At 68.7% G+C, this 23,288-nt stretch carries 20 protein-coding genes; 8 read left to right on the top strand and 12 right to left on the bottom strand.

The features are described from left to right. Window positions 1-12 precede the first annotated feature (12 nt). Window positions 13-765, bottom strand: coding sequence for a maleate cis-trans isomerase (locus FFS52_RS13530; RefSeq protein ID WP_137809997.1), 753 nt, complete (start codon window positions 763-765; stop codon window positions 13-15). A gap of 54 nt (window positions 766-819) precedes the next feature. Between FFS52_RS13530 and FFS52_RS13525 the strand changes: the two genes are divergently transcribed. The 4 genes from FFS52_RS13525 to FFS52_RS13510 all read left to right on the top strand — a co-directional run bounded on the left by FFS52_RS13525 (window position 820) and on the right by FFS52_RS13510 (window position 5,019). Continuing rightward, a complete protein-coding gene (locus FFS52_RS13525; protein WP_137809996.1) occupies window positions 820-2,226 on the top strand; it encodes an amidase in 1,407 nt (468 codons plus the stop codon). Then, window positions 2,223-2,759, top strand: a complete 537-nt coding sequence (locus tag FFS52_RS13520) for a DUF3830 family protein (protein WP_068969857.1) — start codon at window positions 2,223-2,225, stop codon at window positions 2,757-2,759. The genes FFS52_RS13525 and FFS52_RS13520 overlap by 4 nt, the downstream gene beginning before the upstream one ends. Window positions 2,760-2,769: 10 nt before the next feature. Next, entirely contained in the window at window positions 2,770-3,558 is a 789-nt protein-coding gene (locus FFS52_RS13515; protein WP_065629553.1) for a GntR family transcriptional regulator, read from the top strand. 75 nt (window positions 3,559-3,633) lie between these two features. Then, window positions 3,634-5,019 carry an MFS transporter gene (locus tag FFS52_RS13510; protein WP_137809995.1) on the top strand — a complete coding sequence of 462 codons (1,386 nt, stop codon included), beginning with the start codon at window positions 3,634-3,636 and terminating at the stop codon, window positions 5,017-5,019. Here FFS52_RS13510 and FFS52_RS13505 read toward each other — a convergent pair. From FFS52_RS13505 to FFS52_RS13455, 11 genes are all read right to left on the bottom strand, one after another. Further along, window positions 4,988-6,223, bottom strand: coding sequence for a M20 family metallopeptidase (locus FFS52_RS13505; RefSeq protein WP_137809994.1), 1,236 nt, complete (start codon window positions 6,221-6,223; stop codon window positions 4,988-4,990). The two genes, FFS52_RS13510 and FFS52_RS13505, sit on opposite strands and share 32 nt — an antisense overlap. Beyond that, window positions 6,220-7,458, bottom strand: coding sequence for a PLP-dependent aminotransferase family protein (locus tag FFS52_RS13500; protein ID WP_137809993.1), 1,239 nt, complete (start codon window positions 7,456-7,458; stop codon window positions 6,220-6,222). Before FFS52_RS13500 ends, FFS52_RS13505 begins: the two co-directional genes overlap by 4 nt. Before the next feature lie 148 nt (window positions 7,459-7,606). Beyond that, window positions 7,607-8,800, bottom strand: a complete 1,194-nt coding sequence (locus FFS52_RS13495) for a M24 family metallopeptidase (RefSeq protein ID WP_137809992.1) — start codon at window positions 8,798-8,800, stop codon at window positions 7,607-7,609. Window positions 8,801-8,848: 48 nt separating this feature from the next. Next, the gene (locus FFS52_RS13490) at window positions 8,849-10,357 is read right to left on the bottom strand and encodes an NAD-dependent succinate-semialdehyde dehydrogenase (RefSeq protein ID WP_137809991.1); all 1,509 of its coding nucleotides are present in this window, start codon (window positions 10,355-10,357) and stop codon (window positions 8,849-8,851) included. Further along, window positions 10,354-13,338 carry an FAD-binding and (Fe-S)-binding domain-containing protein gene (locus FFS52_RS13485; RefSeq protein WP_137809990.1) on the bottom strand — a complete coding sequence of 995 codons (2,985 nt, stop codon included), beginning with the start codon at window positions 13,336-13,338 and terminating at the stop codon, window positions 10,354-10,356. Before FFS52_RS13485 ends, FFS52_RS13490 begins: the two co-directional genes overlap by 4 nt. A gap of 20 nt (window positions 13,339-13,358) precedes the next feature. Then, window positions 13,359-14,681 carry an aminotransferase class III-fold pyridoxal phosphate-dependent enzyme gene (locus FFS52_RS13480; protein WP_137809989.1) on the bottom strand — a complete coding sequence of 441 codons (1,323 nt, stop codon included), beginning with the start codon at window positions 14,679-14,681 and terminating at the stop codon, window positions 13,359-13,361. Between the two features lie 45 nt (window positions 14,682-14,726). Continuing rightward, the gene (locus FFS52_RS13475) at window positions 14,727-15,173 is read right to left on the bottom strand and encodes a helix-turn-helix domain-containing protein (protein ID WP_137809988.1); all 447 of its coding nucleotides are present in this window, start codon (window positions 15,171-15,173) and stop codon (window positions 14,727-14,729) included. After that, window positions 15,170-15,775, bottom strand: coding sequence for a DJ-1/PfpI family protein (locus FFS52_RS13470; RefSeq protein WP_137809987.1), 606 nt, complete (start codon window positions 15,773-15,775; stop codon window positions 15,170-15,172). The genes FFS52_RS13475 and FFS52_RS13470 overlap by 4 nt, the downstream gene beginning before the upstream one ends. A gap of 74 nt (window positions 15,776-15,849) precedes the next feature. After that, window positions 15,850-17,211: an MFS transporter gene (locus tag FFS52_RS13465; protein ID WP_065629561.1), complete on the bottom strand. Its 1,362-nt coding sequence runs from the start codon at window positions 17,209-17,211 to the stop codon at window positions 15,850-15,852. Between the two features lie 204 nt (window positions 17,212-17,415). Further along, a complete protein-coding gene (locus tag FFS52_RS13460) occupies window positions 17,416-18,405 on the bottom strand; it encodes a 3-hydroxybutyryl-CoA dehydrogenase (protein WP_137809986.1) in 990 nt (329 codons plus the stop codon). Beyond that, window positions 18,402-19,511: an NAD/NADP-dependent octopine/nopaline dehydrogenase family protein gene (locus tag FFS52_RS13455; RefSeq protein WP_137809985.1), complete on the bottom strand. Its 1,110-nt coding sequence runs from the start codon at window positions 19,509-19,511 to the stop codon at window positions 18,402-18,404. The genes FFS52_RS13460 and FFS52_RS13455 overlap by 4 nt, the downstream gene beginning before the upstream one ends. Before the next feature lie 134 nt (window positions 19,512-19,645). Here FFS52_RS13455 and FFS52_RS13450 point away from each other — a divergent pair, with 134 nt between their 5' ends. The 4 genes from FFS52_RS13450 to FFS52_RS13435 are packed head-to-tail and all read left to right on the top strand — an operon-like array spanning window position 19,646 to window position 23,253. Next, window positions 19,646-20,632: an Lrp/AsnC family transcriptional regulator gene (locus tag FFS52_RS13450; RefSeq protein ID WP_137809984.1), complete on the top strand. Its 987-nt coding sequence runs from the start codon at window positions 19,646-19,648 to the stop codon at window positions 20,630-20,632. After that, window positions 20,629-21,306, top strand: a complete 678-nt coding sequence (locus tag FFS52_RS13445; RefSeq protein WP_137809983.1) for a YoaK family protein — start codon at window positions 20,629-20,631, stop codon at window positions 21,304-21,306. Before FFS52_RS13450 ends, FFS52_RS13445 begins: the two co-directional genes overlap by 4 nt. Next, window positions 21,303-22,304, top strand: a complete 1,002-nt coding sequence (locus FFS52_RS13440; RefSeq protein WP_137809982.1) for a D-2-hydroxyacid dehydrogenase — start codon at window positions 21,303-21,305, stop codon at window positions 22,302-22,304. The genes FFS52_RS13445 and FFS52_RS13440 overlap by 4 nt, the downstream gene beginning before the upstream one ends. Before the next feature lie 37 nt (window positions 22,305-22,341). Then, window positions 22,342-23,253, top strand: coding sequence for a hypothetical protein (locus tag FFS52_RS13435; protein WP_137809981.1), 912 nt, complete (start codon window positions 22,342-22,344; stop codon window positions 23,251-23,253). Window positions 23,254-23,288 lie beyond the last annotated feature (35 nt).

The following is a 23,288-nucleotide window of genomic DNA, read 5'->3' as shown; positions in this document are numbered from 1 at the left end:
TGGGGACACCCCTCAACCAGGGGGTGGGCCGGGCGGAGAGGTGAACAAGCTCCCGAGCCGGGGAACGTCGACCGTGAGCCCGGTGAGTCGGAGTCCCTCCCACGCGGTGACCTGGTTGGCCGTCAGCACGGGTTTGCCGAGCTTGGCCTCGAGGTCGGTGATCCACATCGCGGTGTGTAACGCGGTGTCGGGTACCACGACCGCCTGAGCCGAATCGCAGTCGGCAGCCGCGATCATCTCGAACAAGCCGTCGCCGTCGAATGTCCCTGCCTCGGCCGCCGTCTCGATGTCGTTGGCGCACAAGGCCACGACCTCGATGCCGGCGTCGGCGAGGAACCCGATGAACCGAGACGCAAGGGGCTCCGGGTAGGTCGCGGCTATCGCCACCCGCGACAGACCGAGAGACCGGCACGCCTCGGCGAACGCCAGCGATGTCGACGATGCCGGACGGCCGGACTTTCCGGCCACATCGGCGGCCTGGCGTCGGGCACCGTCGAAACCGTAGACGAAGCTGCCCGAGGTGCACGCCCACATCAGCGCCGATGGGTGGTGGGCCTGCGCTCGCCGCACGCCGTCGAAGAGGCGGTCCTGCTCGCCGACCGCAGCCATGGCCTCGACGGTGTGGTCGTCGGAGTCCACCTCGGTGATCACGACCGGCAATCGGACCTCGGAGTGGGGCTCGGCAGCGCCGATCGCGGCCTCGATCAGTTCGAAATCGTCCTCGGCTGCGTGGCCGGGGTAGAGCATTGCGACGGTGGTTGTCACGCCCACACCTCCAAGGTAGATTGTCAACAATCTACCAATCTTCCGAGGGGGCGCATGACGGACGCCACGCGGTGGCTCAGCGCCACGGAACTGGCCGAGGCCTACCGTACCGGCGAGCTGACGCCGGATTCGGTGGCGGCGGAACTGCTCGACGCCATTGACGACGTCGACCCGTCCATCAATGCGTTCTGCCTCATCGACCGCGAACGCACGTGCGCCGAGGCCCGGGAGTCCACTGAGCGATTCGCCGCCGGGACACCCCGTGGCCCGCTCGACGGCGTTCCGGTCTCGATCAAGGACCTGTTGCTGACCGCCGGATGGCCGACGTTGCGCGGCTCGCTGATGATCGAGCCCGATCAGATGGTGTGGGACATCGACGCTCCCGCGGTGGCACGTCTGCGTGAGGCTGGTGCGGTCCTGCTCGGAAAGGTCACCACACCGGAATTCGGATGGAAAGGCGTCACCGACAGTCCGCGCACGGGCGTCACCCGCAATCCGTGGGACACCTCGCGTACGTCGGGCGGGTCGAGCGGAGGCAGTGCCGCGGCGCTCGCGGCCGGCTTGGGTCCGCTGTCGGTCGGCACCGATGGTGGCGGTTCCATCCGGATACCGGCCGCCTACTGCGGCGTCGTCGGGTTCAAGCCGACACTCGGCCGGGTGCCCATGTATCCGCCGAGCCCGTTCGCGCCGGTGGCCCACGTCGGTCCGATGACGCGGACGGTGTCGGATTGCGCTGCGCTGCTGGATGTCCTGAGCGGGTTCGATCCCCGTGACTGGTCCGCACTGCCGTCGCCGACAACCAGTGCGGTCACCGCGGTCGCCGACGTTCGCGACCTCGCCGATCTGCGTGTCGGCTACAGCGCCGATCTCGGCTTCGGCACCAACGACCCAGGCGTACAAGCCAACACCGACCGGGTGGCGTCGGTACTGGAACAGCTCGGGGCGACCGTGGAGAAGGTCGATCTCGGATGGGAGGACCCGGCCTGGGCCTACCACGTCATCTGGTTCGCGGGTGCCGACGTCGTTGTCCGCGGGCTCGGACCGCACGCGGCCGAACACGTGGACCCGCTGCTGATCGACGCGGTGGAACGGCATTCCGGTTTCACTGCAACCGATTTCGTCAGCGCAACCGCGCTACGGATGGAGATGGGTACCCAGATGAGCCTGCTCCATGAGGAATTCGACGTCCTGCTGACGCCGTCGATGCCGACGGTGGCGTTCGAGGCCGGTCGTATCGTCCCGGACGGGGTGGGGTCGCCCGACTGGACATCCTGGACTCCCTACAGCTACCCGTTCAATCTCACCGGTCAGCCGGCGATCACCGTGCCGAGTGGATTCGCCGATGGTCTGCCGACCGGCGCACAGTTCGTCGGCGCCCGGCATCACGACGCGACGGTGTTGCGCGTCGCGGCAGCGTACGAGGCGGCCGCCGGCTTCACGATGTTGGGAGACCGCGCGTGACCGACGAACAGCGAACCGGCCCCGCGGCCCGACATGACCGGTTCATCACCGTGACATTGGAGAAGCGCGGGGTCACGGCGGTCGCCCGGATGCTCGATGCCGAGGCGCCTCGCACCGCAGCTGCGGTCTGGGACGCATTGCCGCTGGGCGGTCAGGTGTTTCACGGAAAGTTCGCCCGCAACGAGATCTACACCCTACTGCCGGCCTTCTCCGCGGCCGAACCGGGCATGGAGAACACCACCATCACGCCCATCCCGGGCGACCTGTGTTACTTCACCTTCGACGGGGTGCTCGAGAACCCGGCGTATGGCTACGAGCTCGGCTCGGCCCCCGCCGAGCACCGGCTCCTCATCGACCTCGCAGTGTTCTACGGCCGCAACAATCTGCTGGTCAACGGTGACGTCGGATGGGTGCCGGGCAATGTGTTCGCCACGATCATCGAGGGTCTGGACGACTTCGCCGCAGCCTGCAATGACGTCTGGATGGGCGGCGCGCGCGGGGAAACACTGACTTACGCGCGCCATTCACGGTAAGAAAGAGGGAATGACGGTGACCATGAAGGTGGGGGCGAAGACGCCGGGTCCACAGGACCCGGGGACGAATCGAACCGTCGTCGACCAGGCGATACAGGATAAATCGCCACGTCGGCGGGTGCTGTCGCCGCTGGTTCAGGAATCGACACCGGCGATCATCGCGCGTAAGTTGCACGATGCGATCGCAAACGGGGACTTCGCGCCCGGCTCGCAGTTGACGGAGTCGGGGCTGGCGGCCGATCTGGGCGTCAGTCGTGGTCCGCTGCGCGAGGCCATGCAGCGCCTGACCGCGGAAGGACTGCTGGTCAGCCACCGTAACCGCGGCTTGTTCGTCGTCTCGATGGAAGAGGACGACATCCGGGACATGTACGTCGCGCGCACTGCGGTGGAACGCGCTGCTGTGCAACAGGTGATCGCGCACCGCGAGCAGGAGGCGGTGGAGGCACTGGGCGGCGCGGTCGACGCGATGCGCGTGTTCGTCGACGAGCCGAACGGCGCGGGGATGGCCGAGGCCGACATGGCCTTCCACCAGACCTTGGTGGAATATGCCGGAAGTCAACGACTTTCGCGGTTGCACGAGACGATCCTCGTGGAGACGCGAATGTGTCTGCGAGCCATGCGAGGGACGTACTCCTCGGGAAAGGACCGGATCGACGAACACCAGGCGTTGGTGGACGCCATTGCCGCGGGAGACGCCGCGGCGGCCGATGCTCTGATGATCGAGCACATGGCCGACGGGTTGCGTCGCCTGCTCGGGGACGGCGAGGACGCCGCGAACCTGCAGGTGGCGAGGGGCTGATCGCCCGCGGCCCCGGGTCCACCGATCGCAGCTACAAGATCGACCCTCAGCGGCCCCACGACTCAGGAAGCGCAGATGAGCGACACGACGACAGCAGACAGTTACGAGCAGCTGGCACCAGACCCGAACTCACCAGAGGGCAAGAGACTTCTCCGCAAGGCCATCGGCGCCTCGGCGATCGGCAACGCGACCGAGTGGTATGACTACGGCGTCTACGCCGCGGCCTCGGTCTACCTGACGCAGGCGTTTTTCCCGGGGGAGTTCGGAACCGTCGGCACCATGCTGGGTTTCGCGATCTCCTTCGTCTTGCGGCCCCTCGGCGGTATGGTCTGGGGACCGATCGGCGACCGCATCGGCCGCAAATCGGTTCTGGCGATGACGATCCTGCTCATCTCCGGCGCGACCGCACTGATCGGTCTGCTGCCCACGCATGCGTCGATCGGGTTCTGGGCACCCGTCCTGCTCATCCTGCTCCGTGTCATCCAGGGTTTCTCGACCGGCGGCGAATACGGCGGTGCCGCAACGTTCATGGCCGAGTACGCGCCCGACAACAAGCGCGGAAAGTACGGCTCGTTCCTCGAATTCGGCACCCTGGCCGGTTTCTGCGGCGGGACACTCTTCGTCCTCCTGCTGCAATTGGCGTTGACCGACAGCCAGATGGATCAGTGGGGTTGGCGCATCCCGTTCCTGCTCGCGCTGCCGATGGGCCTGATCGGGCTGTACCTGCGGTCGCAGATGGAAGACACACCGGTCTTCCAGGAACTCGAGCAGGACAACGAGATCAAGGGGTCCGCCTGGACCCGCTTCAAGGATCTGCTGATCAACTACCGGCGCCCGATCATCACCATGTTCGGCCTGGTGATCGCGCTCAACGTGGCCAACTACACCCTGCTGGCCTACCAACCGACCTACCTGCAGAACACCATCGATCTGTCCGAGACCTCGGCCAGCGTCGTCAACCTCATCGGCCAACTCGTGATGATGCTGCTGATCCCGTTCTTCGGGTGGTGGTCGGACTCGACCGGCCGCAAACCCATGTGGTGGGGTTCGCTGATCGGCCTGTTCGTCCTCGCGCTGCCGCTCTACTGGCTGATGGGGCAGGGATTCGCCTGGGCCATCGTGGCATTCGTCATCCTGGGAGTGCTGTACATCCCTCAGCTGGCGACCATCTCGGCCACCTTCCCGGCAATGTTCCCGACCCAGGTCCGATACGCCGGGTTCGCGATCTCCTACAACGTCGCGACCGCGGCATTCGGCGGAACCGCGCCGCTCGTCAACGATGCGGTTGTCGAGAAGACCGAGTGGAGTCTCTTCCCCGCGGTATACATGATGGGCGCCTGCGCCATCGGCATGGTTGCCCTTTGCTTCCTGAAGGAGACCGCCGGTGCCTCGCTGCGCGGTACCGAGATCCCCAGTCTCGAGAACGATTTCACGGCGCTGCAGAAGCAGAAGGCGAACTAGGGCCCAGCAGCCGCATCGCGGCGAGGGCGTAGGCTCTCGCCGCGATGACCAGGTCGGCGATGGCCACCGACTCGTCCGGTTGGTGGGCGTCGGTGTTGATGTTGCCCGGACCGAGGACGATCGACGGGACGCCGAGGTCGCGGCTGACGAAGCCGCCGTCGCAGGCGGCAGTCCAGCCGCCGACCGAGGTGTCCGCCCCGGCATCGGTGACCGCACCGACCGCTGTGGTGACGAGCGGGTGCGTGGCTTCCGTCTCGAAACCGGGCATCTCCATGGTCACCCGGACGTCGACGCTGATGCCGTCGGTGTCGATTCCTCTGTCGCTGATCGCTCTTCGCAGATCGTCGGCGATCCGATGTGGGTCCTCATCGGGCATCAGGCGCCGGTCGATGCCGAGCGAACAACCCGGTGCCACCACCGAGATGCCCTGTCCGCCTGAGATGGTGCCGACATTCCAGGTGCCGTGACCGAGCAGGTCGTCGGCCGTCTCGGCCAGCCGTTCACCGTCGGCGCGGATGATGTCGACGACGGCGGCCGCGGCGTCGATGGCGCTGCGACCATCGGTGGGACGCCCGGAATGAGCCGCGCGACCGGTCACCTCGATCTCGATGTACGACGCACCGCGGCAACCCCGAACCACCTGCATGTCGGTGGGTTCGGCGACCACGCAGCCGCGGAACTCGAGGTCGGCGGGGCGGCCCACGAAGTCCCGCACCCCGGTCCCGTGTTCCTCCTCGTCGACGGTGCACACCAGGCGGACCGGTCCGGAGAGTTCGACCCCGACCTCGGCGGCCCGGCGTAGCGCGGTCATCGCCGCGACGACGGCGGCGAGTCCGCCTTTCATGTCGGTGGCACCGCGGCCGTAGATGCGGCCGTCGCGGATGCGGACCGTGTACGGGTCCGCTGACCAGCCGGGACCGGCCGGGACCACGTCCGAATGTCCGAGGAACATCAGTCCCGGTCCGGTGCCGGCAGGCACGGTGGCGACGAGATTGGGCCGCCCCGGTGCCACTTCGTGGGTCACGACGTCGAAACCGAGCGCGCGGCAGGCACTCTTGAGCACTTCGACCGCGGCTTCCTCGGTACCGCCCGGGTTCTCGCTGGGCGCCTCGACCAGTGCCGAGGTGAGCGAGATGATCGCGGCCTCGTCGATGAAGCCGAGCACCGCGGTCTCGGCGGCGGTCAGGTCTGGTTCACGACTCACCCGGCCATCTTCTCAAGACTGGCCGTGAGACGTCGGACACCCTCGTCGATCCGTTCCGGGGTGCTCGACGCGAAGCAGAGACGCATCGAGTTGCGGAAGCGTCCACCGGGCGACAGCGCGGGGCCGGGAATGAACGCCACCCCGTCCGCGAGCGCGACCTCGAAGAGTTCTCGCGTGTCGATCTCGGCGAACTCGTCGCGCAACGTGACCCACAGGAAGAAGCCGCCCTCGGGGTCCGTGGTCACCACCCGATCGCCGAGATGACGTCTGATGGCGTCGAGCATGGCCTCTTTGCGCTCGCGGTACAGCAGGCGAATCCCGGCGAGATGGTCCTCGAGTCCGCCGCGGGCGATGTACTCGGCGACAATGTGCTGGTTGGGCACGTTGGTGCAGGTGTCCATCGCCTGCTTGCCGTTGATCAGCAGCTGGCGTAGGGAGGGATCGGCGTCGACCCAGCCGACACGCCAGCCCGGCGCGAGGATCTTGGAGAACGTACGGACTGAGAAGATCAGCGGGTCGCCGGGGCTGAGCGTCTGGAAGGTCGGGATGTCGGTGCCGGCGAACCGCAACAGCCCGTACGGGTCGTCGTCGATGATGACCGACCCCCAGGTGTGCGCCAGCCGCAGCAGTTCGCGGCGGCGCTCCTCGGACATGGTGACGCCGGAGGGATTCTGGAATGTCGGGATCGTGTAGATCGCCTTCGGCGTCTGACGGGTGCGTGCGACGAGTGCCTCGAGCTGATCGACCTGCATGCCGTCGTCGTCGACGGGAACCTCGAGCAACTGCGCGCCGTAGGACAGTGCGGTCGCACTGCCATTGGTGTACGTGGGGGACTCGACGATGACCAGATCCCCGGGATCGACGAACAGCTTGCAGGCGAGGTCGAGTCCCTGCATCCCGCCGGTGGTGATGACCAACCGGTCGAGGGACGACGGGTCGGGGGTCGTGGCGAGATAGTCGACGAGCAGTTGCAGCAGCCGGGGTTCGCCTTCCGTGGCCCCGTAGGTGAACGAGGTGTGATCGAGGATCTCACCGGCGATCTGACGGAACTCGTCGGCCGGCACGGCCTCGTCCGCGGGGGAGCCCATCGCGAACCGCACGATGTCGTGGGACTGCGCGGCGAACAGCGAGGTCGACGAGTCGATCATCGAACCGACGAGGTCCTTGGCGCGGCCCGCCAACGGCAGTGTCGGTGCCGAATGTCGGTTCTGGTAGGCGGTTTCGGTTGTGGTCACTTTCTTCACCTCGTCTCGGCAGCCCTTCGTGGCTCGTCGCTTGCGCTCCTCGCACCTCAGGGATCAGGTGGTGTGGTCGTCGTGCTGGTTTCGGACCTCAGGGATCAGATTGTGTGGTCGTCGTGCTGGTGTCGATCAGGTTGTGTGGCTACTTCTGGATCAGTTCGCGCGGGAAGTCGGTGAAGCACTCGACGCCGGTCGGGCTGACCCGGACCGACTCGGACAGCTCGAAACCGTAGTTGTCCATCCACATTCCGCAGACGATGTGGAAGGTCATGTTGGTCTCCAGTACCGACTCGTCCTCGCTGCGGATGCTGATCGTGCGCTCGCCCCAGTCGGGCGGGTAGCCGATGCCGATCGAATAGCCCAGGCGCGAGGGCTTCTCGAGTCCGTACTTCGCTAGTGTCCAGTTCCACGTCGAGGCGAGTTCGCGCGTGGCCACGCCCGGCTTGATGGCCTCCAGCACGTTGTTCAGGCCCTCGGCGGTTGCCTTGGCGACGTAGTCGAGGTCCTTGCTCGGGGTGCCGAGGGACACCGTCCGGGCAAGCGGACAGTGATATCGGTTGTGTGCCCCGGTCAATTCGATGACGACCGCCTCGTCCTCGACGAAAGTGCCCTGGTGCCACGTGAGGTGCGGGGTGTCGGCTGCCGCGCCGGTGGGCATCATCGGGACGATCGCCGGGTAGTCGCCGCCGTACTCCGGGGTGCCGGTGATCTGCGCCTGCGAGATGGCCGCGGCCGCATCGCATTGCCGCACCCCGATGTCGATGGTGTCGATCGCGGCGCGCATCGCCTTCGAGCACACCATGCCGGCCTGGCGCATCAGTTGCACCTCGGCGTCGGACTTGACCGAGCGCACCCAGTTGACGAGCTCGAAGCTGTCGACGAGCTTCCACTCCGGGATCGCGTTGAACAGCGCGCGATACGCCTTCGGCGAGAAGAAGTGCGAGTCCATCTCCAGGCCCACGGACCCGGTGTTCGACGCCGGGGCGATGAGGTGGCGCTGACGCAGCGACCACGCGACCCAGTCGAACGGATGGAGGTGCGGGCGGTGCACATAACTCTCCGGGTAACCGACGATCTGATCGGCGGGCAACCACGTCGTGCGATGTGCGCCATGCGCATCCATCTCGCGAGCGTAGAAGACCATCTCTCCGTCGATCGGCACGAACAGCATCTGCGGGGTGTAGAACGACCAGGCGTTGTAACCGATCAGATAGAAGATGTTGGCCGGATCGGTGACGATGATCGCCGACAGACCCTGACGGTCCATGAGCTCACGGACACGTCTCAGGCGCTGCTCGTACTCGCTGTCACTGAACAGCTGAGCACCCAGGTACATGGTCTCCTCGCTCCTGTCTGAACGCTGATGTGTTCCGGAAAACCGCTGTCAGCGACGATGAATCGGCGTCGCCGTGTACTTCATGTCGAGGAACTCCTCGATGCCCACGCGTCCACCCTCGCGGCCGAGCCCGGATTCCTTGACACCCCCGAAGGGAGCCGCCGGATTGGACACGGCGCCGGTGTTGACCCCGACCATACCGGTTTCCAGCGCGGCCGACAGCCTGGCGCAGCGGTCGACATCCTGACTGAAGAGGTAACCGACCAGGCCCCAGGGAGTGTCGTTGGCCAGCGCGAGCACTTCGTCGTCGGCGGCAGGATCGTCTGGCCTGTCAGCATTCCCGAACGGGATGATCGCGGCGACGGGCCCGAATATCTCGGTGCGCATGAGGTCTGCGTCGAGCCCGACGCCGGACAACACAGTCGGCGGGTAGAAGAATCCTGGGCCGCTGGTCTTCTCGCCGCCGCAGATCACCGTCGCGCCTTTGGCCACGGCGTCGGAGACGAGCGCCGAGACCTTCTCGACGGCCTTGCGTTCGACGAGGGGCCCGACCTGGACGCCCTCGGCCGCACCGTCACCGACGCGCAAACTGGACATTCTCGCGGCGAAGGCGTCGGTGAACTCGTCGATCACGCTGCGGTGCACGAAGACTCGATTAGCGGCCGTGCAGGCCTGACCGATGTTGCGCATCTTGGCGAACATCAGGCCGTCGACGGCCCGCGGGATGTCCGCGTCGGCGCAGACGATGAACGGCGCGTTGCCGCCCAGCTCCATCGACGTCCGCATGACCGCGCCCGCCGCCTGACGCAGGAGTAGTTTCCCGACCTCGGTCGACCCGGTGAAGCTGACCTTGCGGGCGAGTCCGCTCTCCATCCACTCGGTGACGACGGTCGACGGGTCGCTGGTCGTGACGATGTTCAGCACCCCCGCGGGCAGACCGGCCTCGACGAGGATGTCGGCCAGCAGCAGGGAGGTGAGCGGGGTGAGTTCGGCGGGCTTGAAGACCATGGTGCAACCGGCCGCGACGGCCGGCCCGATCTTGCGGGTCGCCATGGCCAGCGGGAAGTTCCACGGCGTGATGAGGATGCACGGGCCGACGGGCTGCCTGGTCACCACGACCCGGTGCGATCCGTCGCCGGTGGTGGTGGAGTCGCCACCGATGCGCACGGCTTCCTCGGCGAACCAGCGGAAGAACTCGGCGCCGTAGGCGACCTCGCCCTTGGCCTCAGCGAGGGGCTTGCCCATCTCCGCGGTCATCACCGCGGCGATCTCGTCCGCGCGCGTCATGATGAGTTGATGTGCGTGATAGAGGATCTCACTGCGGAACCGCGGTGAGGTCGTGGCCCACTCGGCCTGGTGCGCGGCCGCGGTCTCGAGCGCGCGCCGAGCGTCGACGGCGTCGGCGTCGGCCACCTGGGCGAGTACCTCTTCCGTGGCCGGGTTCACGACGTCGAAGCGCTTGCCCGACGCGGCCGGAGCCCACTCGCCGTCGACGAACAGGTCGGTGTGGACGCGGGACACTGCTTCGGGAGCGGTCTGGGGCGCGATGGTCGTCATGGTTGTACTCCTGGAGTATCGGTATCGGGTGATGCCCTGAGCAGTTCGGCGAGATGGATTCCGCGTACGCGCGCGGGGGCGAGGGCGTCGTCGACGGCGGCGAGGTGTTCGACGGCCATCGCGCAGCTGAACCCGTCGGTGACGACGGCCCGCTGCGGCGCGTTCCGCAGCGCCGGTGCGAGTCCGTTCTCGGCGACGGCCATGCTCACCTCGTAGTGACCCTTCTCGAAACCGAAGTTGCCTGCCACGCCGCAACAACCGTCCGCGGTGTGCACGGTGACCCCCAGGGCGTCCAGGGCGGTGATGCCGACCCGGGCGCCGAACACCGCGTACTCGTGGCAATGGGTCTGCAACGTCACCTCGTCGGGCAGTGGTGGTGGTCGCCAGCCGGCATCGAGCAGAGTGGGCACATGGGCGGCGAAACTTCGCACGCGTGCAGCCACGCGACGGGCGGCGTCGGTCGGCACGAGTTCGGGCAGGTCCTTCGCGAGCGCCGCGGCGCAACTGGGTTCGACAACGACGATCGGCCGGTCCGTACCGTCGTCGAGGTCGGCGACGGTACGGCGCAGCACCTTTCGGGCGCGGTCAAGCTGTCCCGTCGAGATCCACGTGAGACCGCAGCAGTTGTCGGCCGCACAGCCGACGGAAGCTGATGCACGGTCGACGGGATCCGACGCACGGTCGACGGGGTCGGCGGCTCGGAGGATCTCGGCGACCGCGGTGGCCACCTGCGGCCGGAAGGCGCGGGTGAAGGAGTCGACGAACAGCACGACCGTGGACGACGCGTCGACCGGGGAGAGTGGCCGGAGATGGGTGCGTCGCGCACGTCGTGTCGCAAAGGCGGGCATCGTGCGCCGGGGGTCGAGTCCGCCGGCGCGCGCGGCGAGACCGCTCAGCCTGGATCGCAGTGCTCGGTTGAGCACCGGTGCCGCGAGCCCCGCCGCCGACAGCCACGCGGGCATCCAGCCGAGGGAGTAGTGCGACAGCGGGCGGAGCCGGCGTCGATAGTGGTGGTCGAGGAACTCCGACTTGTAGGTGGCCATGTCGACGCCGGTCGGGCAATCGGTGGAACACGCCTTGCACGACAGGCACAGTTCGAGCGCCTCGGCGACATCGGTGGACCGCCATCCCTCGTCGACGCTCGGCGCGGTGCGGACCATGTCTTGCAGCACACGGGCGCGCCCGCGGGTGGAGTCCTTCTCGTCGCGGGTGGCCTTGTAGCTCGGACACATCACCCCGCCCGAGTCCGCCCGGCACCGTCCGACGCCGATGCATCCCTGTACCGCGTGGACGAACGGGTCGACGAGCGGGAGTTCGTGCCCCAGATCGAAGGCGGTGGGCCAGTGGCGACGCGGCACGTCGGCGAGGGCGAGGTCGGCGGTGATCGGGGGCGGATCGACGATGCTGCCCGGGTTGAGGGTTCCGTGCGGGTCCCAGATCGCCTTGAAGCGGGTGAAGGCCGACATCATCGCCGGGCTGTACATGAGCGGCAGCAGCGCCGACCGGGCTCGCCCGTCGCCGTGCTCACCGGACAGTGAACCGCCGTGTCGCACCACGAGTTCGGCGGCCTCGGTGCAGAAGCGTGCCATCACCTCGCGGCCCTCGGGAGAGCGCAGGTCGAACGTGATGCGGACGTGCATGCACCCGGCGCCGAAGTGCCCGTACATGACCCCGGTGAGGCCGTGCCGGTCGAGCAGGTCGGCGAAGTCGTCGAGGTAGTCGGCGAGGCGCTCGGGTGCGACGGCCGCGTCCTCCCATCCGGGCCACGACTCGTAGCCCGCGCCGATGCTCTCGTCGTCGGGGTCGGCCAGTCGGGACGACAGACCCGCACCGTCCTCGCGGACCCGCCACAGCGCCCGGCGGCGGACGGGGTCGTCGACCACCGTGGCGTCGGTCATCCGTCCCTGCGCGCGCAGGTGGTCGAGCAACCGCTTGGCGGTCGCCGGCACATCCGACTCGGATTGCGCGGCAGCGCTGTCCTCGTCGACGTCGATGAACAACCACGCGGATCCGTCGGGCAGGCCGGCGACGGCGTCGTGGCCACGCCGCGCCGCCATCGTGGCGACGATCTTGCGGTCGATGCCCTCGATGGCCGACGGTGCGAACGGAAGGATCGCCGGTACGTCCCGGGCGGCGTCGGCGGGGGAGTGGTAGCCGACGCACAGCAGGAGCTGAGACGTCGGGACCGGTACCAGCGTGACGCGTGCTGACACGACGATCGCGCAGGTCCCCTCGCTGCCGACGAGTGCGCGAGCCACGTCGAAACCGTTCTCCGGCAGCAGCTTCGCGAGATGGTAACCGGAGACCTGCCGCGGGATGGTCTCGAGCTGGGTGCGCAGGATAGCCAGGTTCGCGGTGGTCAGCTCCCGCAGCGACGCGGTGATCTCGGCCGCCCGCTCCGTTGCCGCGGCATCGGCGGCCTCGGTGGCGCGGAGCCCGTCACGAGTTGCGGTGAGCATCAGGCCGTCGGCGGTGACGAGGTGCAGTTCGACGATGTGGTCGCTGGTACGGCCGTACCGAACCGAGTGATTGCCGCAGGCGTCGTTGCCGATCGCGCCGCCGAGGGTCGCGCGCGAGGCCGAGGACGGGTCCGGCGCAAAGGTGAGCCTGCCGCCGGTGGCGGCTCGTGCGTCGGCGGCCAGTGTGGTCAGGACGATCCCGGCGCCCGCGACCGCGGTCGCGGAATCGGAGTCGACGGATAGGACGTGGTCGAGATGCCGGGACAGGTCGAGCACGACGCCGGGCCCGATCGCGTTGCCGCCCATGGCGGTCCCGCCGCCGCGGGGAACCACCGGGACGCGGTGGTCATGACACCACCCGACCACCGTCGCGACGTCGCGGGCGGTACGCGGGAAGGTGACCGCCAGGGGCGGGACACGGTAATTCGAGGCGTCGTAGGAGTATTCGGCCAGGCGACGTGTCGAGGCGTCCGCATCGACACCGAGAGCGGTGAGTTCGGCTGCGATGTCCACCCGTGGCATGTGAGACCGGGCTGTCAGGTCTAGCCCAGGGCCGCGGCGAGCGCGGCACCGAAGCGGGCGACGCCGAGGTCGATCTCCTCGGCGGTGACGACCAGGGCGGGGATCAGGCGCACGACGTTGGCCGACGGCCCGCACGTGAGCGAGAGCAACCCCTGGGTGGTGGTGGCCTGCTGAACGGCGAGCGCGGCCGCCGCGTCGGGCGTCGTGTTCCCGGCGGCATCGGTCGTGATGAACTCGATGCCGGCCATCAGCCCCAGCCCGCGGACGTCGCCGACGCCCGGGAACGGTGCACACACCTGCCGCAGGCCGGCGAGCAACTGCTCACCGCGGACGCGCGCGTTCTCGACGAGGCCCTCTGACTCGATCACATCGAGGGTCGCGATCGCGGCGGCGGCCGCGACGGCGTTGCCGCCGTACGTGCCGCCCTGCGACCCCGGCCACGCCTTGCTCATCAGTTCCGCCGGCGCCGCGATCGCCGAGATCGGGAATCCCGACGCCAGGCCCTTGGCGGTGATCAGGATGTCGGGGGTCAGGCCCGCCGCGTGCTGGTGACCCCAGAACCTACCGGTGCGACCGAATCCCGCCTGTACCTCGTCGAGGACGAGGAGGATCCCGTGGCGGTCGGCGCGCTCGCGCAGGCCCTGCAGGAAGCGCGGCGGGGTGGGCAGGTAGCCGCCGTCGCCCAGCACCGGCTCGATGAGGAAGGCCGCGGTGTCGTTGGGGGCGACGCGCGACTGCAGCAGGTAGTCGAGTTCACGGAGTGCGAAGTCGACCGCGGTGTCGGTGTCCCAGCCATAGCGGTAGGCGTAGGGGAACGGAGCCATGTGCACGCCACTCATCAGGGGCGAGAAGCCGGCGGAGAAGCGGGTGCCGGCCGTCGTCAGGCTGGCCGCGGCGACGGTCCGGCCGTGGAAGCCGCCCTGGAACACGATGATGTTGGGCTTCGCGGTGGCCATCCGGGCGAGACGGACGGCGGCCTCCACGGCTTCGGAACCGGAGTTCGCGTAGAAGACGGAGTCGAGGCCCATGGGCAGTACCGCCCCGAGTCGGGTGGTGAGCTCGAGGAGCGGGGTGTGCATCACGGTGGTGTACTGCGCGTGGATGATCTTGGCGCACTGCGCCTGCGCGGCCGCGACGACGTGCGGGTGGCAGTGGCCGGTACTGGTCACGCCGATACCGGTGGTGAAGTCGAGGTAGTCGCGACCGTCGGTGCCCCGGATCCACGAACCGGCCGCAGTGTCGACGACGACGGGAGTCGCCTGTTTCAGGGCGGGGCTCAACGACGCGGTCTGGTCGGTGCGGACCTGGGAACTGTGGATCTGGGACTCGACGCCGGCAGTCATGGCTACACGGTGACGCTCGATCGTACGATTGTCAACAATTAGACATCAGCGCTGGTCGTCGAGTTCGTCAAGGGCGGCGCTGAGATCGCGGAGTGCGGTCAAGGCGTGCTCCCACCGGGCCGGGTCGAGCGCGGTCGCCAATCGGATGGCCGCCGCGCGATGTCCCGGGTTGATCGCGCGGACGGCCGCGAGGCCGTCCGCTGTGGGGGCGACGAGCTTGGCGCGACGGTGGGCCGGATTGTCGCGGTACTCGGCCAGTCCGTCGGCGACGAGGAGGTCGGCGGTGCGTTGCACGCTCTGCCGCGTGATCCCCATCGCCCGTGCGATGCCCGCGACCGGCAGCGGTTCGTCGAGCACCGCGCCGAGCACCTGCCACCGCGTGGCGGTCAGCCCGGCGGGTTCGGCGAGACGCTCGGCGAGGCCGAGGAACTGGCCGTTCAGCCGGAACGCTGTCAGCGCGGAGGCCGACAGCAGGTCCTGCGGGTCTCTCACTGCTCGCCGGCCAGCGCGTAGAAGCCGCTGGGGTCCTGGTGGCCGTAGAGCTGGTACCAGGCGTCGAGCACCGGCGGCGTGTAGACGCCGAGCAGCGCGAAGACCTCCCGTGCGAAGTCGACCGGGGCGATCGCCGCCGCGGTGATGACGCCGCGGTCGGTGACGGCGGGGGCGTCGACGTAGTGGGCGGCCCCGGCATAACCGGTGGGCGACAACTGCTCCGGCGCGTTGCTGGTGTGGCGTCGGTCGTCGAGCAGTCCGGCGCGCGCGAGACCCATTGTCGCGCCGCAGATCCCGGCTACCGGGGTGCCGGCTTCGGACCAGCGCCGCGCGGCGTCGACGAAGGCGTCGTTGGTCTCCCAGATCTGGGCGCCGGGCAGGACGAGCATCGCGCTGTCCTCGGGCGTGATCGCGTCGAGCGTCGTGTCGGGCACCATCGTGACCCCGCCGATGGTGCGGACCGGCTCGGTCGTCGCGCCGACGGCCACGATCCGGAACGTTCCCGGCTCGGCCTGGTACTCGGGATTGTTGATGCCGGACGCGACGTACCCGAACTCCCAATCGGCGAGCGTCGGGTACAGGGCGAGATGGACGGTCTTCATGGTGCCTCCTTCGGACGACTATGACAGCATCCTGTCATTAATGACAGGATGCTGTCAATAGTTGGCCCGCGAGGTCAGCTGCGCAGACGTTGTCGCAACGTGGGTCGCCCGGCGAGCGCGGGAGCCGTCTCGCGGATGACCATCAGGCAGCAGAGGCTGATCGCCATCAGGGCCGCCGCATAGAAGCCGACGGGGATCACGCTGCCGGTGGCGCTGACGATCCGGTTCGCGATCATCGGCGCCAGGCCGCCGCCCAGCACCGCGCCGACCTGGAAACCGATCCCGATGCCGCTGTAGCGCTGCGTGATCGGGAACAGCTCGGCGAAGGTGGTGAGCATCGGACCATAGACGAACCCGGTCAGTGCGAAGCCGATGGAGATGACCGTGATGCAGGCGGCCAACGACCCGGATGCGGTGACGGAGAACAGGATCGGAGCGAACAGCAGCGACGTGATCATCCCGAAGCCGATCACCGTCTTGCGGCCCAGCCGGTCGGACAGGTAGCTGCCCAGCACGACCGTCGCGGCGTGGCAGGCGAGCGCCAGCGTGCTGCCGAAGACCACCGGGGACCGGTCGAAGCCGCGTCCCGGATCGGTCTCGGTCAGGAAGGAGAGCATGAACGTGAACAGCAGGAAGGCGTAACAGTTCTGTCCGACGTTGATACCGGCGGCCAGCGCGACGCGACGCCAGTTCTGGCGGAGCACGGCGAAGGCCGGCGGCGACTTCTCCTCGGCCTGCTTGGACTCGACGAAGTCCGGTGTCTCACTGACGCGGGACCGGGTCCACACCCCGATCGCCAGCACGACACCGCCGATGAGGAACGGGATCCGCCAGCCCCAGGCCAGGACCTGTTCCATCGGCATCAGCAGGACGAGGGCGAACGACAGGTTGGCCAGGATGCCGCCGACCGGCGAACCGAGGGTGACGAAGCAGCCGTACAGACCGCGCCGGTGCGTCGGCGCGTGTTCGGCGGCGAGCAGGGCGGCGCCGCCGATCTCACCGCCGCGCGAGATGCCGTGCACCATGCGCAGGAAGACCAGGATGATCGGTGCCACGATCCCGATGGCCTGGTAGTCGGGGAGGACGCCCATGGCCAGGGTCGATCCGCCCATGAGCAGGAAGGCGGCGGTCAGCGCCTTGCGTCGGCCGAATTTGTCCCCGAAGTGTCCGAAGATCAGGGCGCCGATCGGCGCCATCACGAAACCGACCGCGAAGGTCGCGAAGCCCAGGAAGGTGCCGAACCAGGGATCGTCGACGTTAAAGAAGATCTTGTTGAAGACCAGTGCCGTCGCGGTGCCGTAGATCGCGAAGTCGTAGAACTCCATGATCGTGCCGACACCGGACGCGACGGCGACGCGGGTGGTCCGTTCCCGGCGCGGCCGGCCGGTGCCGGTGGCCGAGGGGTCGGGTGGTGCAGAATTGTCGAGAGTTACCACGGATCACTCCTCATCGGTGGGCGAACGGACCCTCGAGGCCGTCGTTCGTTGGCTGTACTCGTGGATGGATCGATTGTGTCGAACCCGCGAGGCGGGGGGAATCGGGAAAAGCTTTACCGCGCCGAGCTATTGGCCGCGTTCGGGCACGCTTCACCGCGCCACCGGAACCGGGTCCGGTGGCGGGTGAGGTCGTCGCCCGATCCGTCAGTCGGCCGTGCTGAACTCCTCGTGGCGGGCGAGACGCCCGACCGCGTCGAGTACGCGGGCGAAGTCGGCGATCCGCTGGGCGCGGTAGTCGGCCACGGTGGCCGGGTCGAACTCGTAAAAGCCTGCGCCGTCGGATATCCCACGACGCCCGGAGGTCATGTTGGACTCGACCAGCGGGGCGGGCGCGAACCGCTCGCCGAGTTCACCACGCAGGTAATTCGACGCGTGGTACAAGGTGTCGCAACCACCCCAGTCGATGAACTCGAGCAGGCCGAGAACCGCGAAGCGCGAGCCGAATCCGATGCGCACCGCGGTGTCGATGTCCTCGGCGCTGGCCACCCCCTCGTCGACCATCCGGGCCGCCTCGTTCATCACGAGCGCCTGCAGCCGGGGCACGATGTACCCGGGCGACGGGGCGCACACCACGGGTACCTTGCCAACCGCGACGAGCAGGTCGCGGGTGGCGTCGACGACCCCGCGGCCGGTGGCGGTGCCCGGCGCGACCTCGACGAGCGGCATGAGGTCAGCCGGATTCAGCCAGTGCGCGTTGAGGAATCGCTCCGGGGCCGACAACGCCCCGGCGAGCTCGTCGACGAGGAAGCTCGAGGTGGTCGACGCGATGGGGACGGTGTCGCCGACCATCGCCTCGATCCACGTGAGCGCGTCGCGCTTGATCTCGGCGACCTCGGGTACCGCCTCGAACACCAGATCGGCGCCGGCCATCGGACCCAGGGCGTCGACCTCGCCGACGACGGTGACCAGCGCCGCGACGTCGTCGAGGTCCTCGACCGCCAGCAGGCCGAGCGTGACCTTGTGCGCCAGTGCCTGACGGACCGCGGTGCGAACCCCGTCGAGGTAGGCCGCGGCGTCGGCACCGCGGTCGCGGAGGTCGACGACCGTGACCGACACGTTCCCGAAGGCCAGCGCGGCGGCGATGCCCTGACCCATCCGGCCGGCGCCGACGACGGCGACGTGGCGACCCGTCACTGCGCCGGTCCGTCGTGGAGCAGTGCCTGCATGCCGGACCGGTCGAGGTCGGCCAGTCCCAGGTTCTCCAGGGTCCGGCCGCCGGTTGCGGCCGGACGTCCGGTGACCGCGCCGGCGAGGGCGAGCAAGCCGTCGGCCACCGGCGTCGGTACCGACGCCCACCGCCCCACCGAGCTCAGCAGCGCCAGCCCGATCTCGACGTCCTCGGTCATGTAGCGGTGGGTGTGCAGGTCGATGTTCTCGCGCCAGTCGCCGCTGTCGGTGAGCTTCTCGTGGGCGGCGTTGCCGTACATCCACTCGTCGCCGTCGGCGGTGTAGTGGTCGGCGAGCGGGAAGTGCGGTGCGCCGTAGCCGAGCGCCTCCCGGACCGCGATGCGCTCGGCGTCGAGCGCGGAGGTGACCCGCCGGATGGCGTCCTGGGTGCCCTCGTTGTGGATATCCCACGACGGGAAGTGTTCCAGCGGACCGGCATTCATCAAGATCAGTGGCGGGTGGATGATCGGGCCGGCGTTCATGAGCGCGCCGCTGAGGGCGTCCTCGCTGCGTTCGACGGCGGGATAGACCTCACCGAGGACCGCCAGCGCCCGATCGGTGTGCCGGGCCGGGAACACTCCGGTGGGCAGACGGGTGGCGTACCCGCTGACGACGACCCGGGTGTCGCCGTGCTTGCGTGCGAGGTAGGGCAGGGTCCCGGTCTCGGCGAACGCGACGTCCGCGGGATTGCCGGCCGCTCGCACCGCCCGCGCGAGGACGAACGACCCGAAGCTGCCCGGCGGCAGGTAGACGACCTGGCCATCCCGCAGGTGCGGCGCGAGTTGCCGCGCGAGCGACTCGTGGGCGAAGGCCGGAACCGGCGCGACGATGACCTCGGCGTTGGACACCGCCTCGGCGAGGTCGGCGACGATCGAGATCCCGCCGCCCGCTCCGCCGTCGACGCCGATCTGCCGCCGGCCGCGGTGGTCGTCGATCTCGAGCGTGCCGCGCTCGACCAGCGACGAGAACGCTGCGCCGTCCCGTCGCCACCAGGTGACATGGTGGTCCTTCTCGCTGAGCTCGGCCGCGGCCGCATAAGAGCCGTGACCTCCGCCGATGACGCAGACCTTCACGAATCGTCCTCCTCGATCTCGGGCCGCTCGAGCGGCCACTGGGGTGTTGGGAGGAAACGTAGGAGCGCTGCCGCGGACTGTCCCGGCGTCTGCCGAAACCGAAAAAAGTTCACCTCGTGATGCAGGATTGTTGCGTGCCGGACGACCTCGATTATCAGATCGTTCACGCTCTGCAGGTCGCGCCGAGGGCGCCGTGGGGCGTCGTCGGCGACGTCGTGGGCGTGAGCGCGGCGACCGCGGCCCGACGCTGGGAGCGGCTCGTCGACGGCGGTCTCGCCTGGATCGTGACCTATCCCGGGGCCGCGTACCTGAACACCCGCTGCAGCGCGTTCGTCGAGGTCCAGACCTCGTCACGGCGTGCGGCGCTCGTCGAGCGGTTGTCGGCGGACCGGCACGTGGCCACCATCCAGCGCACCGCGGGCGACGGCGACCTGCTGCTGACCGTGATGGTCCCGGATCTCGGCTTCCTCGGCGACTGGGTGCAGCGACTCGCCGACCTCGAGGGGGTCGCCCGGACCCGGACGAGGGTGGTGATGCGTGTCTTCGGCGAAAGCGAACGCTGGCGGGTGCACACACTGTCCGACGCCGAGGAGTCGGTGCTCGCCGAGCACCGACCCGAGCACCGCCCGCTGGCGCACGAACCCGATGAGATGGATCTGCGACTCATCGCCGCCCTGGCGCAGGACGGCCGGCGTTCGGCGGTCGACCTGGCCGCCGCGAGTGGTCTGAGCGCGCCGACCGTCCGGCGTCGGCTGACCGCACTCGTCGCCGAACGCGTCCTGTCGATCCGATGCGAGGTGTCGCACGTGATCAGCGAATGGCCCGTCACGGCGAACGTCTGGGCGCGGGCGTCGTCGAGGTCGATCTCGGCGCTCGTCGACGCGCTCGACGAACTACCCCAGGTACGGGTCTGCTGTGAGGTCACCGGTACCGCGAACATCCTGATGGCTGTCTGGCTGCACACCGTCGGCGAACTGTCCGAGTTCGAGCAGCAGCTCGAGAGCCGGGTGCCGGGACTCGTCGTCGCCGACCGCTCGGTCACGCTGGAGACCCCGAAGCGACTGGGTTCGCTGCTCGACCGGTCGGGGTGCCGGACCGGTTCGATCCCGGTGGTCCTGTGACCACGTCGACGTCGCTGCGCTTCGCCCTGCTGATCACCGCGGCGTGCGGTTTCCTCGACAGCTACACGTATCTGTCCCGGGGCGGGGTGTTCGCCAACGCCCAGACCGGGAACGTCATCCTGCTCGCGTTGAATCTGGCGGAGCAGCACTGGTATCAGGCCTCCGGTCATCTCTGGCCGATCCTCGCGTTCCTCGTCGGCGTCGTGCTGGCGGTGCACGTGAAGGCCGGCCGCTTCGACCATCTCCTCGTCTACCCGATCCGCGTGACGATGGCGCTGCAGGTGACCATCCTCGTCGTGATCGGCTTCGTCCCCACCTCCGTCCCGCACTCGTTCGTCACCATCCCCATCTCGTTCATCACCGCCATGCAGATCGAGTTGTTCCGCAACATCGGCGATCTCAACTACATCGCGGTGGCCACGACCGGGAATCTGATGCGCCTCGTGGAGGCCGGGTACGGCGTCACCGTCGACCGGGCCCCGGACGCGCGCAAGGCCCTGACGGTCTACGGCCGCGTGGTCGGGGTGTTCGCCGGCGGCGCACTCGTCGGGGCGGTCTGCACCCAGGTGATGGGTGGCCGCGCCGCCTGGGTGCCGGCGGGTTTCCTTGCGGTGACGCTGCTGCTCTTCGTCATCGACGAACGCACCGACCCGTCACCTACGGTGGGGTCATGACCCCACACGCGCCCGTGGTCGCCCTGCTGATCTCGCCCGACGATCCCCCGCCGGGCAACCTCGCCGAGCTCGAGAAGCTCGCGACGGTACGGCTCTGCACGGCCGACGATCTCGGCGCGGCCCTGCCGGGTGCGGACGTTCTCGTGTTGTGGGACTTCTTCTCCCGTGGCCTCGCCGACCACTGGGGCGCGGCCACGGCATCGTTGCGCTGGGTTCATGTGTGTGCGGCGGGCGTCGACTCGTTGCTCTTCGACCGGCTACGGGCCTCCGACGTCGTGGTGACCAACGCCCACGGCGTCTTCGACCGGCCGATCGCGGAGTTCGTCCTCGCCGCAGTCCTCGCGCGGCACAAGGGTTTACACGAATCGATGGCGCTGCAGCGCGATCATGAATGGCGACACCGCGAGACCGTGGCGACCCACCGCACCTCCGCTCTGGTGATCGGGACCGGCGGGATCGGCCGCGCGATCGCGAAACTGCTTCGCGCGGTGGGTGTCCGGGTGGTCGGGGCCGGCCGGACCGCTCGCGACTCGGATCCGGACTTCGGGCATGTCGTGGCCACCGACGATCTCGCCGCACAGGTCGGCGGATTCGACACCGTAGTCGCAATCGCGCCGCTGACCGAGCAGACCGCCGGGATGATCGACGCGACGGTGCTGGCGGCGATGAAACCCGGCGCCCACCTCGTCAACGTCGGCCGCGGCGAACTCGTCGACGAGGCGGCCCTCGTCGAGTCGCTCCGCTCGGGCCACCTCGGCGCGGCCACGCTCGACGTCTTCGTGACCGAGCCGCTGCCCGCCGACAGCCCGCTGTGGGATCTGCCCGGGGTCGCGATCTCGGCTCACATGAGCGGAGATGCCGTCGGATGGCGCGAGGCGCTGGCCGAGCAGGTCCTCGACAACCTGCGGCGCTATGTCGCGGCGGGTACCGCGGACCCGGCCGAGATGCTGGTCAACGTCGTCGACAAGGAACGCGGGTACATCCGGGTAGGCGGATGACCTCACCGCGGGACCGCCGATAGTAGGCTGTAGCGCGATGACCACCGTCTATTTCCTGATCGCCGCCGTGGCCCTACTGGGTGCGGGTGTCCTGTTGTGGCTCGACCGCCAGCGGTCGAGCATCGCACGGCACCAGCGTGCGGTCTGGGGCGATGAGCACGAGTTCAAGTTCCGCGAGTCGGACACCAAGCTGCGCAAGGTCTTTCGGCGCGCCACGATGAACGTCGGCGACCACATCCCGGTCCAGGACGTCGCCTACGGCCACTACGCCGGGGTGGAGGCCGTGGTCTTCGACCTGGCCGAGACCGCGACCGTGATCGCCGTCCGACGCTCCTCACCCTCGCACGTCGTCGTCGACCTCCGGCACGAGGACGTCCTCGCGCCCGCCGAGGAAGACGTGGAACTGCTGGGCGCGATGGGCCCGCGCGTCATGTTCTCCAACAACCTCGACGTCGCCCGCCGGGTCTGCGACCGCCGCATGGTGGCCCTCGCCAACAAGGCGCCCGCGTTCGTCGAGGTCCTGTGGAACGAGGGCAACTGGGCGCTCGGCTCGATGCCGGTGACCAACGACCCGGCCAAGCTGAACACCGGCCTGGAGGTCGTCCGCCGGTTCGCCGATCTGCTCCGGGTGCTGCCGCCGATGCGAGAGCCGGAGGATTCACCCGATCCGCGCGACCCGCACGGACCCACGCGGGCCGAGCTCGCCGACGAGAAGACCGAGTCCCTCCGCGACAAGCGCCGTCGGCAGGCCGCCGGCACCTCGACGGCACCGGCGTCCCAGACCGGCGCGTCCGCAGATCCCGAGAGCCCGGCTGCGGCCCGCAAGCCCCCGGCCCCTTCAACCGGGGGCCGCCGGATGTCGCCGATGCCCGTCCGCGGGTCCGCCGGGACCTCCGACGACGCACCCCGCCGCGACACCGGCGAGCGGCCCAACCGGCACCGCAACTGATCGCCTGACGCTCCATGTTCGACCGAGAGGGAAGC

Source organism: Gordonia sp. ALPHA1B1, assembly GCF_005502615.1.
Classification (GTDB): domain Bacteria; phylum Actinomycetota; class Actinomycetes; order Mycobacteriales; family Mycobacteriaceae; genus Gordonia; species Gordonia hongkongensis.
The sequence above is the reverse complement of the archived record's forward strand: the minus strand, read 5'-3'. Positions and strand labels throughout refer to the sequence as shown.